Annotated in this window: 12 protein-coding genes; 4 read left to right on the top strand and 8 right to left on the bottom strand. The window is 74.7% G+C overall.

The genetic code is table 11. The features are described from left to right. The first annotated feature begins 129 nt into the window (after positions 1 to 129). Entirely contained in the window at positions 130 to 693 is a 564-nt protein-coding gene (locus ACWGB8_RS27125; protein WP_452216226.1) for a PPA1309 family protein, read from the top strand. A gap of 108 nt (positions 694 to 801) precedes the next feature. Here the strand turns inward: ACWGB8_RS27125 and ACWGB8_RS27120 are convergent, their stop codons facing one another. The 4 genes from ACWGB8_RS27120 to ACWGB8_RS27105 all read right to left on the bottom strand — a co-directional run bounded on the left by ACWGB8_RS27120 (position 802) and on the right by ACWGB8_RS27105 (position 4,140). Further along, positions 802 to 1,905, bottom strand: a complete 1,104-nt coding sequence (locus ACWGB8_RS27120; protein WP_452216225.1) for a YlbL family protein — start codon at positions 1,903 to 1,905, stop codon at positions 802 to 804. Positions 1,906 to 1,947: 42 nt separating this feature from the next. Continuing rightward, on the bottom strand, positions 1,948 to 2,136 hold the full coding sequence (locus ACWGB8_RS27115) for a hypothetical protein (RefSeq protein ID WP_452216224.1): 189 nt from the start codon (positions 2,134 to 2,136) through the stop codon (positions 1,948 to 1,950). Positions 2,137 to 2,404: 268 nt separating this feature from the next. Next, positions 2,405 to 2,845 (bottom strand): molybdenum cofactor biosynthesis protein MoaE, encoded by a 441-nt coding sequence (locus ACWGB8_RS27110; RefSeq protein WP_452216223.1) that lies wholly within the window; start codon positions 2,843 to 2,845, stop codon positions 2,405 to 2,407. A 146-nt stretch (positions 2,846 to 2,991) separates the two neighbouring features. After that, on the bottom strand, positions 2,992 to 4,140 hold the full coding sequence (locus ACWGB8_RS27105) for an SDR family oxidoreductase (RefSeq protein WP_452216222.1): 1,149 nt from the start codon (positions 4,138 to 4,140) through the stop codon (positions 2,992 to 2,994). Between the two features lie 206 nt (positions 4,141 to 4,346). Between ACWGB8_RS27105 and ACWGB8_RS27100 the strand changes: the two genes are divergently transcribed. Together ACWGB8_RS27100 and ACWGB8_RS27095 are read left to right on the top strand one after the other, a co-directional pair. Continuing rightward, positions 4,347 to 5,903 carry a zinc-dependent metalloprotease gene (locus ACWGB8_RS27100; RefSeq protein ID WP_452216221.1) on the top strand — a complete coding sequence of 519 codons (1,557 nt, stop codon included), beginning with the start codon at positions 4,347 to 4,349 and terminating at the stop codon, positions 5,901 to 5,903. Then, positions 5,900 to 6,490 carry an NUDIX hydrolase gene (locus ACWGB8_RS27095; RefSeq protein ID WP_452216220.1) on the top strand — a complete coding sequence of 197 codons (591 nt, stop codon included), beginning with the start codon at positions 5,900 to 5,902 and terminating at the stop codon, positions 6,488 to 6,490. The genes ACWGB8_RS27100 and ACWGB8_RS27095 overlap by 4 nt, the downstream gene beginning before the upstream one ends. 126 nt (positions 6,491 to 6,616) lie before the next feature. On the opposite strand, the gene ACWGB8_RS27090 is transcribed toward ACWGB8_RS27095, so the two are convergent. The 4 genes from ACWGB8_RS27090 to ACWGB8_RS27075 form a co-directional block, all read right to left on the bottom strand. Next, entirely contained in the window at positions 6,617 to 7,306 is a 690-nt protein-coding gene (locus ACWGB8_RS27090) for an AIM24 family protein (RefSeq protein WP_452216219.1), read from the bottom strand. Between the two features lie 50 nt (positions 7,307 to 7,356). Continuing rightward, complete coding sequence (locus ACWGB8_RS27085; RefSeq protein WP_452216218.1) at positions 7,357 to 8,049, bottom strand: AIM24 family protein; 693 nt, start codon at positions 8,047 to 8,049, stop codon at positions 7,357 to 7,359. A 52-nt stretch (positions 8,050 to 8,101) separates the two neighbouring features. Beyond that, complete coding sequence (locus tag ACWGB8_RS27080) at positions 8,102 to 9,475, bottom strand: TerD family protein (RefSeq protein ID WP_452216217.1); 1,374 nt, start codon at positions 9,473 to 9,475, stop codon at positions 8,102 to 8,104. Between the two features lie 170 nt (positions 9,476 to 9,645). Then, on the bottom strand, positions 9,646 to 10,215 hold the full coding sequence (locus tag ACWGB8_RS27075; RefSeq protein ID WP_452216238.1) for a M48 metallopeptidase family protein: 570 nt from the start codon (positions 10,213 to 10,215) through the stop codon (positions 9,646 to 9,648). Between the two features lie 539 nt (positions 10,216 to 10,754). Between ACWGB8_RS27075 and ACWGB8_RS27070 the strand changes: the two genes are divergently transcribed. Beyond that, positions 10,755 to 11,834 (top strand): ThiF family adenylyltransferase, encoded by a 1,080-nt coding sequence (locus ACWGB8_RS27070; RefSeq protein WP_452216216.1) that lies wholly within the window; start codon positions 10,755 to 10,757, stop codon positions 11,832 to 11,834. The last annotated feature ends 305 nt before the right edge of the window (positions 11,835 to 12,139 follow it).

The following is a 12,139-nucleotide window of genomic DNA, read 5'->3' as shown; positions in this document are numbered from 1 at the left end:
CGAATGGGGCGGTCGTCAGAGCAACTTAACCAGGCTTTTGCCGAGTTCCCACCGTTAGCAAGCGGTTACCCGGGACCCCCGGGGCCCCGCACGACCCCCGGGGAGGCCGGGGCGTGTGAGGATTGAGGCATGTCCGATGGATCCAACACCCCCGACGACGTCTCCAAGCTCCCGGCCGCGACCCCGCTGACCCGGGCCGCCCTGGAGATCGACGAGTACGTCGCCACCCTCGGCTGGGACCTCCCGGCCCGGCTGTTCGCCCTGGTGGACAGCGCCCAACTGCGCCGGGCCGACCCCCGGATCGCCGAGCAGCTCGGCCTGTCCGACTCCGACGAGGCCGGCCTGACCCCCGTCGAGCAGGACGAGATCCCGGCCGGCACGCCGCTGGACAAGTTCCTCGGCACCATCGCCTGGCCCGACGCGGTGGCCGGCTGCGCGCTGGTCGTCGAGCGCCTGATGCTGCCGCCGGACGCCGAGGCCACCCGCCCGCGCAACGCCACCGACGCCCAGCTCGCCGAGTGGGCGGCCAACCAGCCCAAGCGCCAGGAGGTCCGGATCACGGCCGCCGTGCTGCGCAACGGCAAGAAGGAGATCGCGCTGCGGCTGCGCGAGAAGGACGTCGCCCGCGAGGTGCTGACCGGCCCGGACCTGGTGCCGGGGCTGACCGCGGCGCTGCTGGCGACCTTCAAGTAGCCGACGGGGCCCGGCCGCCGGGGGCGCTCCCCCGGTGGCCGGGCCCCGTGCTGCCCGGAGGGCGCGCGTACGGCGGTGAGGCGCGTACGGCGGTGGCGGTCCGGAGGACTACTTGGTGCAGGACGGCAGGGCGGTGGTGTTCCCCGCGCGGACCTGCTCCATCGCGCCGAGCGCGCCGGCCAGGGTCTCGGCCTTGATCAGGGTCAGCCCGTCCGGGATGTTCTTGCCGGCCTCGTCGCAGTTGGCGGCCGGGGTGAAGAAGTACTCCGCGCCGGCCTCGCGGGCGGCGATCAGCTTCATCGAGATCCCGCCGATCGGGCCGACCTTGCCGTCGTCGGTGATGGTGCCGGTCCCGGCCACGAACCGGCCTCCGGTGAGGTCGTCGGGCGTCAGCTTGTCGATGATGCCGAGCGAGAACATCAGCCCGGCGCTCGGCCCGCCGACGTCCTGCAGGCCGATGTCGATCTGGAACGGGTAGGTGTGCCGGATCGAGGCGACGATGCCGACCACCGCGTTGTCGCCCTCGTCGGACTTGCGCGTGGTGAGGGTGACGTCGGTGCGGGCCGCCGGGTCGGCGCCCGCGGCCGGTTCGGCGGCGCCCTCCTTGGCCTCGGGCACCCGCGGCACGACGGTGAAGACCACCTGCTCGCCCGGCTTGTGCTGGGAGACCGCCTTCGCCACGTCCGCCGGGGTGGTGACCGGGGTGCCGTCCACCGCCGCGATGCGGTCCCCGGCGTGCAGCCGGCCCTCGGCCGGGCTGCCGGCCACCACGGCCCGCACGATCAGCTCGTTGCCGACCGGGATGCCGAGCTGGGTGAGCGCCGCCGTCCGCGCGCTGTCCTCGGAGGAGGCGAACTCCTCGGCGTTCTGCTTCTTGGCCTGCTCGTCCGTCTGGCCCTTCGGGTAGACGTTCTCGTGCGGGACCACCAGGACGTCGTCGCGCAGCCAGCCCACCACCGCCGAGACCAGGCTGGGCTCGTACTTGGCCCCGGTGACCTGGACGGTGGTCATGTTGAGGTGCCCGCTGGTCGGGTACGACTCGCGCCCGGTGACGGTGATCACCGGCTTGCCCGTCTTCTCCTGCACACCGAGCGTGTTGTACGTCGGCCCCGGACTCATCTCCGTGTACGGCACCTTCATCAGCACCGACGCGCAGAGCAGCGCTATGAGCAGCAGGGTGGCGGCGAGCATCGTCGCAGAGCGGCGTGGCATGCCTCGACAGTACGGGACGGGGCCCGGGCCGTGCCCCCCGGCCTACCGGCTGCGCCGGTCGGCCGGGTCGCCGGCGGAGGTGGTGCGTTCCAGGGCGGCGGTGAAGCGGCGGTGCTCGGCGAGCGAGGCCGGGTCACCGGTGGCCCGCGGCTTGCGCTGGGCCCACCCCGCCCAGACGGTGGCGAACAGCGCGGCGATGACAGGAATGATCAACCAGGCGAGCGCAGCCATCTCAGTACTCCCAGCTCGTCGTGTCTATGAGCAGATTAACCACCTGGGCGAACAACGTGGATGGCGCCGTCCGGGTTACGGGACGTCCGATCGGCTCACTGCCAGGGAGTATCCGGCCCACCGGCCCACACCCGTTCGGGTGAGAGCCCGGCGTGCCTGCGTGTCCCGCGGCGGGACGGCGTGCCGGCGCCGGGGCGGGCGTGTCCCGCGGCGGGACGGGCTTGCCCCGCGGCGGGACGGCGCTCCGCCGCGGAACGGGTGGATCCGGTCAGCAGCTGCCGGCCCCGACCCACTCCTCCTCGCCGTCGGAGAACACCTGGTGCTTCCAGATCGGCACCTCGTGCTTCAGGTCGTCGATCAGCCGGCGGGCCGCCGCGAACGCCTCACCGCGGTGGGCGCAGGAGACCGCGACGATCACCGCCTTGTCGGTGATCTCCAGCCGTCCCACCCGGTGCACCGCGGCGAGCGCCCGGACCGGGAAGTCGGCGACGACCTTCTCGGCGATCCGGCGCATCTCCTGCTCGGCCGTCGGGTGGCAGCTGTACTCCAGCGCGGTGACGGACTTCCCGCCGTCGTGGTCACGGACCGTCCCGACGAAGACGGTCGTCCCGCCGGCCGCGTCGTCGCCGACCGCCTCGTACACCTCGTCGAGCGAGAGCGGGGTGTCGCGGATGGCGAGCAGGCGGATGGGGTCGTGGTTCTCGGACATGCCCCCATGATGGCTCACCGCGGGTGGCCCCGGGCAAGGGGCTTCCGTATCACGATTGCGAAATTTCGCATCGTGAGAAGCCGCAGCCCGGCAGCCCTGCCCGCCCCGCCCGGAACCACTGCTTCCGCTCGGAAGCACCGCTCCACTCAGAAGCGCCGCCGCTTGCGGGCCCGCCGCACCAGCGCCGCCGTACCGACCAGCGCCACCGTCGCACCCGCCGCGCCCAGGCTGGTCGCCGCCTCCTTGCCGCCCAGCCGCCGGCCCGCCACCGCGTGCTTGCCCGACACCTGCGCCAGCAGCTCCGCCAGCACCTCCTCGTTGCTGTACGCCGGACGCCAGCCCGCCTCGTGCAGCCGGCTGCCCGACACCACCCACGGGTACATCGTGTAGGCCAGGTCACCCGCCGGCGCCGGGGTCAGCCCCAGCCGGTGCAGCCGGGCCGCCGTCCCCAGGGCCAGCGCCGCCGGCAGCTCCATCCGCCGGATCCCGGACAGCCGCTCGACGTCCTCCTGCTCCAGCCAGCCGTCGCAGCCGACCGTCACCTCGCCCTCGACCAGCCCCAGCGCCGCGTACTCCAGCGCCGTCGCCAGGTCGTCCACGTGGCAGAACTGCCAGCACGGCCGGGAGCCCGCCACCACCAGCAGCCGGGGCGCCTCGAAGTGGCGGGTCAGCACGGTGTCGACGCCCGGGCCGACCACCACCGCCGGCCGCAGCACCGTCACCTGCAGCCCCGGATGGGCCCGCGGCGCCCGGCGCGCCAGCCGCTCGATCTCCAGGAGGTCCCCGACCAGCGACGCCTCCTCGGTGGCCCGCAGCTCCGAGTCCTCCGCCAGCGGCACCTCGTTGTCGGCCAGCGCCCCGTAGACCATCGCGGACGTGCAGAGCACCACCCGGTGCACCCCGGCGGCCGCCGCGGCGGTCAGCACGGTCTGCGCGCCGCGCACGTTGTAGGCGGAGCGGGCGCGCGGGTCGGACTCCATGCCGAGGTCCATCGCCAGGTGGACGACCACGTCCACGCCGGCCAGCCGCTCGGCCACCGCGGGGTCGCGCACGTCCAGGATCCGCCACTGGACGCCCGGCACGTCACCGCGCCGGTCGTCCACCGCCAGCACCTTCCTCACACCCGGCGAGGACACCAGACGCGTCGCGACGCGCTCGCCGAGCACGCCGGCGGCGCCGGTGACGGCCACGGTCAGCGGCCGTCCGCCGTAGGCTGGAGACGGCGACGCCGTGGTGTCCGGGTCGTCCTCACCTCCGGTCAGCCCAGAGCGAACGTCCGAAGGCGGGGAACTCACCGGCCATCCTCCACGGTTAGCTTATGTGCGTACGTACGTGTGTCACGTACGTCCATCCTGCCCGAGGCGGAGGCCCGGCGGTGCACCCGGCGCGGGCCTGCCGCGCGGGAGCCGCCCCCGGCTGCGAGTCCCCCGCTCCGCCGAACGCCCCGGGCCACCGCTGTGAACCACCCACCCGCAAGACGGCCGACCGGATCGAGGACCCCGTGAGCGACCTTCCCTTCGGATTCGGCGTTCCGCCCGAGGAGCCCGAGGACGGCAAGGCCAAGCCCGGCGACGAGAAGAAGAAGGGCGAGCAGAGCGGCTCCCCGCAGGACGGCGGCCAGGTGCCCTTCGGCTTCGCCGGCAACCCCTTCGGCGCCCTCTTCGGCATGGGGATGCCCGGCGGCCCCGGCGCGCCCGGCGGCCCCGGCGCCGACAACCCCTTCGGCGCGCTGTTCGGCGGGCTCAACCCCAACGACCTCGGCGCCGCCTTCCAGCAGCTCGGCCAGATGCTCTCCTTCGAGGGCGGCCCGGTGAACTGGGAGCTCGCCAACAACATCGCCCGCCAGACCGTCGTCGCCGAACCCGCCGAGGGCAAGAGCAAGGACCGCTCGGTCAGCGCCTCCGAGCGCACCGCCGTCGCCGAGGCCGTCCGCCTCGCCGACCTCTGGCTCGACGGCTCCACCGAGTTCCCCTCCGGAGCCGGCACCGCCGTCGCCTGGAGCCGCGCCGAGTGGATCGAGGCCACCCTCCCGGTCTGGAAGGACCTCGTCGACCCGGTCGCCGAGCGCGTCGGCACCGCCATGGGCGGCGTCCTGCCCGAGGAGATGCAGGCCATGGCCGGCCCGCTGATGGGCATGATGCGCTCCATGGGCGGCGCCATGTTCGGCACCCAGATCGGCCAGGCGCTCGGCGCCCTCGCCGCCGAGGTGCTCGGCTCCACCGACGTCGGCCTGCCGCTCGCCCCCGCCGGCAAGGCCGCCCTGCTCCCGCAGAACATCGCCGAGTTCGGCGACGGCCTGAGCGTCCCCGCCGACGAGGTCCGGCTCTACCTCGCCCTGCGCGAGGCCGCCCACCAGCGCCTCTTCGCGCACGTGCCGTGGCTGCGCGCCCACCTGTTCGGCGCCGTCGAGGCCTACGCCCGCGGCATCAAGGTCGACACCTCCCGCATGGAGGAACTCGCCGGCCGCCTCGACCCGTCGAACCCCGAGGCCCTCCAGGAGGCCCTCGCCGGCGGCCTCCTCCAGCCCGAGGACACCCCCGAGCAGAAGGCCGCCCTGGCCCGCCTGGAGACCGCGCTCGCCCTCGTCGAGGGCTGGGTCGACGCCGTCGTCCACGCCGCCGCCGAACCCCACCTGCCGCAGGCCGGCGCCCTGCGCGAGACCGTCCGCCGCCGCCGCGCCGCCGGTGGCCCCGCCGAGCAGACCTTCGCCACCCTGGTCGGCCTCGAACTGCGCCCCCGCCGACTGCGCGACGCCTCCCGGCTCTGGGCCCTGCTCGCCGACGCCCGCGGCGTCGAGGGCCGCGACGCCCTCTGGGAGCACCCCGACATGCTCCCCACCGCCGCCGACCTCGACGACCCGGACGCCTTCGTCCACCGCGACACCACCGGCCTCGAAGGCGGCCTCGACTTCGCCGCCATCGACAAGCTCCTCGGCGAGGCCGCGGCCGGCGACCTGCCGGGGAAGGGCGGCGACGTCCGCGGGAAGAGCGGCGACGGGCCCGGCACCGACCGCGACGAGGACGGCAAGGACGGCGGAAAGGGCGAGCCCACCGCATGACGACCACCGACACCGCCGGATCGCCCGCGCTGCACGCCGACGCCGTCCGCGCCCTCAGCGGCTGGCAGCCCGGCGACCCGGAGCAGGACGCGCTGCGCCGCGACTACCTCGCCCACCTCGCCGAGCAGCCCGACGGCCTCTACCGCTCGTGCCTGCCCGCCCACATCACCGCCAGCGCGGTCGTGGTCGACCCGGCCGGGCAGCGGGTGCTCCTCACCCTGCACCCCAAGGTCGGGATGTGGCTGCAGATGGGCGGCCACTGCGAACCCGGCGACGCCGACCTCGCCTCCGCCGCCCTGCGCGAGGCCACCGAGGAGTCCGGCATCCCCGACCTCGTCCTGCTCACGGCCGACGGCGCGCCGGCGCCCGCCAAGCTCGACCGGCACCTGGTGCGCTGCGCCGGCAAGGACCGGCCGGAGAACACCCACCTCGACGTCCAGTACGTCGCGGTCGCCCCGCCCGGCGCGCAGGCACTGATCAGCGAGGAGTCGCTGGACCTGCGCTGGTTCGACTACGACCGGCTGCCCGAGCTCACCGACCACTCGGTGCGCGACCTGGTCGCGCGCGCCCGGGAGCTCACGGCCTGACGCCCGCCGAGGGGGCCCGCTCGGGCCCCCTCGCGGCGGCGGTCGGCGGGCCGTCGATGGTCAGCGGAAGTCGGCGGTCGGGTGCCGGCGGTCGGCAGCCGTCCGCCCGCCGTCGGACGCCGGCGGTCAGCGGAGCGGGACGCGCTGGGGCGGCAGCAGTTCGCTCGGCTGCACGACCACGAAGCCCCGGCCGGTGAACGCCAGCTCCCAGCCCTCGGTGGCCGTCCCGCGCCGCCGCCACGCCTCCGTGTTGGTGCTCTGCGCCTGCAACTGCACCTCCAGCGCCGAGGACCAGCCCACCACCGCATCGGCGTCCGCGTAGACGTACTGCCCCGGCTCCACCGGCATCACCAGCGGCTTGCCCGAAGTCATCACCACCAGCGTGCCGCTGCCGGACAGCTCCAGGCTGTACGTGCCGACCCCGGTGATCCGCTCGCCGCCCTCGATGTTCACCACCTGCCAGCTGATGCCGGTGTCCATCGCCAGCACGTAGCTGCTGGTCACCGTCAGCCGCTCGCGCTGCAGGTCCAGGATGTGCAGGTGCTGGGCGAGGTTGGCCAGGTACACCGTGCCGGTGCCGCTGCACCGCATCAGGTCCAGCGCATCGGGCCGACCGCTCTGCCGGTTGCCGCGGCCCCGCCCGCCGGACGGCGACCAGCCGGTGAACTGCACCCGGCCGGTGTGCGCGACCATCGCACCGCTGCGCGCCAGCACCTCCGCCCGGCCGTCCAGCGCCACCCGCAGCAACTGCGGGTTCTGCAGGGCGAAGCGCTCGTCGCCGGTCAGGGCGGTGTGGGAGAGAAGGGGGCTCTGCACGGTGCTCGCTGCTCCTCGGAGGCGGGATCGCTGGGCGTCGGACGCGGGTCTCAGCCGCGGATCTTGAGTCGGTCGGAGGTGTCCTCGCTGGGCTGCACGACGACGAAACCCGAGCCCTTGAAGCCCAGTTGCATCGCCTCGCCGCTGCCCCGGCCGATCAGCGAGCCGACCTTCATGGTCCGCCGGGTCCGGATCTCCAACCCCGTCGTCCAGGCGACCAGCGCGTCCGGGTCGACGTAGGTCTCGGCCTCGGCGCAGTCCAGGACCACCGGGACGCCCCGCGAAGTCACCGAGACCCAGCCGCTGCCGCTCACCGTGACGTTGAACAGCCCCGTCCCGGCCATCAGCACCGGGCCCTTCACCTTCTCCACCGTGCACGCCAAGGAGGCGTCCAGGGCCAGCAGATGGCTGCCGTTGACGGACAGCGACTCGTTGTCGAGCTGGAGGTTGAGCACGTCCGCGCCGAAGTCCGCCAGGTACAGCGTGCCGTCCCCGTACCAGCGCAGCAGCGGGCTGCGCTCGCCCGACGCCCACTCCCCGAGCGCCCGGCGCAGCGACTGCGAGACCGGCTCGTACTGCAGGTAGCCGTCGTAGGCCACCATCGCACCCGGCTTGGCCAGCACGTCCTGCGCGCCGGTCACGGCGACCTTGCACATCGCGGCGCCGTGGTTGCTCATCCGCGCGGTCGCCGGGGTGGCCGCGTACCCCTCCAGGTACGTGCCCGAGAGCGCCTGCCTCTCCATCGCGCCCTCCTCTCTGGTTCGGCTGCTCCCCTGGGGGTTCAGCGAGTGGGGATCAGACCTCGAACGGCTGGACCACGATGAAGTTGCCCGGCCCGCCGCGGAACTGGAGGCTGTACGACTCCGCCGCGTGCCCCGCGTACGCCGAGCGCCGGATCCGCACCGGCGCCGTGGTGATCACCTGGGACCCGCGCGACCAGGCGACCAGCGCGTGGATGTCCGCGTACGTCTCCGGGGCCGGCGTCACCGGCAGCACCACCGGGATGCCGTTGGTCTTCACCACGACCGTGCCGTGCCCGCTGAACTGCAGTGTGAAGAAGCCCCCGTTGGGCAGACCCTCGCCCTCGATGCGGCGGACCTCGTGGTCGAGCCCGGCGTCGAAGGCCAGCACCCGGTCGGAGCTGACGCAGATCGCGTCGCCCTCCAGCCGGACCACGTGGAGGTGGCTCGCCTCGTCCGCCAGGAAGACCTGGCCCTCGCCGGAGACCCGCATCAGCTTCAGCGTCTGGCCGGTGAGGTTGGCGGTCAGCTTGCGCAGCATGCCGGAGCTCTCGTGCGCGAAGTCGGCCCTGCCCTGGTAGGCCACCATGCTGCCGTTCAGCGCGAGGACGTCCTGGCCCTTGGTGAGGGTGTAGCGGACGAGGTGGTCGTTCTGCTGCGACCAGCCGGTCTGCTCGGGCAGTTCGGCGTACTTGACCAGCGAGATCCGCACGCCCGGCTGCTGGTGCGCCGCTGCGGCGGACGGTTGGGGGTACGCCGCTGCGGCGGGCTGCGGGGTCTGCCCGGTGGACGGCGGGAAGGGCTGCTGGCCCGGGATCTGCACGGTGGGCTGCGGGACGGGCGGGGCCGCCGCGGGGACCGGAGCCGGCACGGGGGCCTGCGCCGGCTGCTCGTCCTCCTCCGTGGCCTCGCCGCCGAAGTTCTCCAGCAGCGCCCGCAGGCCGCCGTCGAAGCCCTGGCCGACCGGGGTGAAGCGCCACTCGCCGTTGCGGCGGTAGAGGTCCGCCAGCATCACCGCGCGCTCGGTGCTGAACTCCGCGCCGGTGAAGGAGTACCGGCCGACCTCGGTCCCGTCCGCGACGATCCGCACATACCCCGAGGCGACCTGGGACATCTGCCCCGCACCGTCGATGGTCGCGGTCAGGCTGAGCCGGTGGATCGCCTCCGGCACCTGCGGCAGCACCACCCGGAACGCCTCGCTGTCACCGGCCTGCGCACCCAGCAGCCGCACCGAACCCTCGGGACTGGCCGGCTGGTTGAAGAAGACGAAGTAGCGGTCGTCGCTCAACCGCTCGTCGGCGTCCAGACCGAAGCAGCTGATGTCGAACACCAGCCCGGGAGCGGCGAGGTGGACGCCGAGGTAGAGGTCGGTGCCCGTGGTCAGTTCGGCTATGCGCACGCGCGACGCCTTGGCGAGTTCCCTGGTCATGGCGTTGAGCTTGCCCTCCCCATGCGTACCGGCGCGGTCCCGCGACCCTATCCCACCAGATCCGGACGGGGCAGGCGTCGGCGCGGTTCCCTTGCCGTCCCGTTACCCGGGCGACTCGGGGCGCGACCGCCTTCGCGCGCGAAGGAGCGGAGGAGCTGCGGGCTGCGCGCTCAGGCGCAGGACTCGGCCGGCCCCTGGTCCGGCACCGGGGTGTGGCCCGCACCCGGGGAGGAGTGGCGGGCGCCCGGGACGTGCGGCAGCCGGGCCGCCGACACCACGCCCTCCAGGTAGCCGCGCGCCCGCTCCGTCCGCGGGTACGCCTCCAGCAGCGCCCAGAAGGCGGGGCCGTGATCCGGCACCAGCAGGTGCGCCAGCTCGTGCAGCAGCACGTAGTCGACGACGTACTCCGGCATGCCCTGGAGCCGGTGCGAGAGCCGGATGGTGCGCTCGCTGGGGGTGCAGGAACCCCACCGGGAGTTCTGGTTGGTGACCCAGCGGACCTGCGCGGGGCGGGCCCGGCCGCCGAAGTAGGCGGCGGACAGCTCGCGCGCCCGCGCCTCCAGGGCCTCGTCGCCGAGCATCCGGCGGCTCTCCTGGGCGGCCAGCTTCTCCAGCATCTGGGCCACCCAGCGCTGCTCCTCGGCGAGCGACATCCGGGCCGGGATCAGGACGATCGTGCGGTCGCCCTCGCGGTAGGCGGAGACGGTGCGGCTGCGGCGGGCGCTGCGGCGGACCTCCACGCGGGGGTGGTCGGGGTGGGCCGCGGCGCTCGGCTCCGGCGCCGCGGTGTGGGCGGCCGGGGAGTGCGGGGCGGCGGGGACGTGCGGGGCTGCCGGGGAGAGCGGGGCGGCCTGGGAGAGCGGGGCCTGCGCCGGGTGGGCGGCCTGGGCCGGGGGCCGGTTCTGCGCCGGGGGCTGGTCCGGACGCCCGCGCGTGTTCGGCGCCGCGACCTGGGACCCGGACGCTGCACGGGCATGCCGACGCGACGCCGAAGGATGGGAGTCCCGTTCGGCCGCCATGCCACACGACGTTACCCGGAACCCCTGACAGAAGTCCGCTGTCGTGGCCGAAATCTTTCGTGGAGTGATCGAGAACGAAAGGGTGACGGCAGGTGTCCGGAACGCGACCTCCGGTCGGACGTCGGGTTATCCACAGGGCCTGCGAACGGATCAACTGATCATTGGTCTGGGGCTGTGGATAACTCTGCGCACGACCGGGCCGGGATGGTGCATGCTGCGGTCAGTCGTTCCGTCCGAAAGCGATCGGAGGTGCGCTTCCCGTGCGCCCTGTGCTGAAATCCGCCCTGTCCCGCGGCTGGCGGGACACCGAGACCCTGCAGCTCGGCACCCTCCCCCGGCACGCCCGCCGGCTGGGACAGACCGACGAGGCCGTCCGGGCCTTCCTCGACCTGCTCGACGGGCACCACGACCGGCCCGATCTGGTCGCCGCCGGCGAACGGCTCGGCCTCGGCCGCGAACCCGCCGAGGGCCTGCTCGATTCGCTGGAGCGGGAAGGGCTGCTGGACGACGCGACGGCCGTCGGCGCGGCCCTCGGCCGGTTCCCGCCACCGCTGCGCGACCAGCTCGGGCCCGACCTCGCCTCGCTCTCCCTGGTGCACCCCGGGCCCGGCGATGCCGCCGCCGTGCTCGCCCGGCGGGCGGAGACGGTCGTGGAGGTCCGCGGGGCGGGTCGGGTCGGCACCGCCGTGGCCGCCGTACTCGCGGCCGGCGGCACCGGCCGGGTCGTCGTGGCGGACGGCGGCCGGGTCACCGCCGCCGACTGCGCCCCGGCCGGACTGCCGCCCACGGACATCGGACGGCTCCGCGCCACCGCCGCCCGCGAGGCCGTCCAGCGGGCCGCCGGGGCGCGCCGGGCCCGCGCAAGCCCCCCGCGTGCGTCCCCCGCCCTGGTGGTGCTGGCCGCCCGGGACGGCAGCGGCGCCTACGCCTGCGGCTCGTACGAGTCCAAACAGCTGATGCGCGCCGGGGTACCGCACCTCTACGCGGGCGTCGTCGAACGCACCGGCGTGGTCGGGCCGCTGGTGGTGCCCGGCGCCACCGCGTGCGGGACGTGCCTGCTGCTCGCCCGCGAGGACGAGGACGAGGCATGGCCGCGGCTGCTCACCCAGATCGCCAACGAGGGGCCCGGCCGCCCGCCCGTACCGGCCTGCGACACCGCCGTGGCCACCGCCGTCGCCGGGCTCGCGGGCCTCCATGCCCAGCTGTACCTGGACGGCGGCGAGCCGCCGAGCCTCGGCGGCTGGTGCGAGGTCTCCGCGGAGGACGGCATGGTGCGACGCCTGCGGCTGCGCGTGCACCCGGAATGCGGGTGCTGGTGGAAACCGGAGGGCGGCGGCTGACCGGGTGCGGGTCGGTGGGGCGGCGGGGCGGCAGAGCCGAGGTGGGCCGGCGTGGGCTGCGGAGGGGCGGTGTGGGCCGTGCCCGGCTGCGGGCATCCGCGTCCGCAGCCAGGCAACCGTGGGCTGCTGCGGGCGGCGGCGGGCCGGCGCGGGCTGTTTCAGGACGCCCGCCGTGCCCGTCGCGCCCGTCGCGCCCGTCGCGGGGGGGGGGGCGGGGGGGGCGCGGCCCCCCCCCCCGGGCGGCGCCGGGGGGGGGGCGCCCCCGCCCCGGCCCCAGTTGTTGGGGGGGGGGGGGGGGGGGGCCG

This window comes from Kitasatospora sp. NPDC054939 (assembly GCF_053610105.1).
Note: the sequence above shows the minus strand (reverse complement) of the source record. Positions and strands in the feature narration are given on the sequence as shown.

What these genes read in the sequence shown, in the direction of transcription:
- ACWGB8_RS27095 (WP_452216220.1), top strand. Translation starts at nt 5,900, where the DNA reads ATGACGACCACCGACACCGCCGGATCGCCCGCGCTGCACGCCGACGCC.
- ACWGB8_RS27080 (WP_452216217.1), bottom strand. Translation starts at nt 9,475, where the DNA reads ATGACCAGGGAACTCGCCAAGGCGTCGCGCGTGCGCATAGCCGAACTG.
- ACWGB8_RS27110 (WP_452216223.1), bottom strand. Translation starts at nt 2,845, where the DNA reads ATGTCCGAGAACCACGACCCCATCCGCCTGCTCGCCATCCGCGACACC.
- ACWGB8_RS27120 (WP_452216225.1), bottom strand. Translation starts at nt 1,905, where the DNA reads ATGCCACGCCGCTCTGCGACGATGCTCGCCGCCACCCTGCTGCTCATA.
- ACWGB8_RS27125 (WP_452216226.1), top strand. Translation starts at nt 130, where the DNA reads ATGTCCGATGGATCCAACACCCCCGACGACGTCTCCAAGCTCCCGGCC.
- ACWGB8_RS27085 (WP_452216218.1), bottom strand. Translation starts at nt 8,049, where the DNA reads ATGGAGAGGCAGGCGCTCTCGGGCACGTACCTGGAGGGGTACGCGGCC.
- ACWGB8_RS27115 (WP_452216224.1), bottom strand. Translation starts at nt 2,136, where the DNA reads ATGGCTGCGCTCGCCTGGTTGATCATTCCTGTCATCGCCGCGCTGTTC.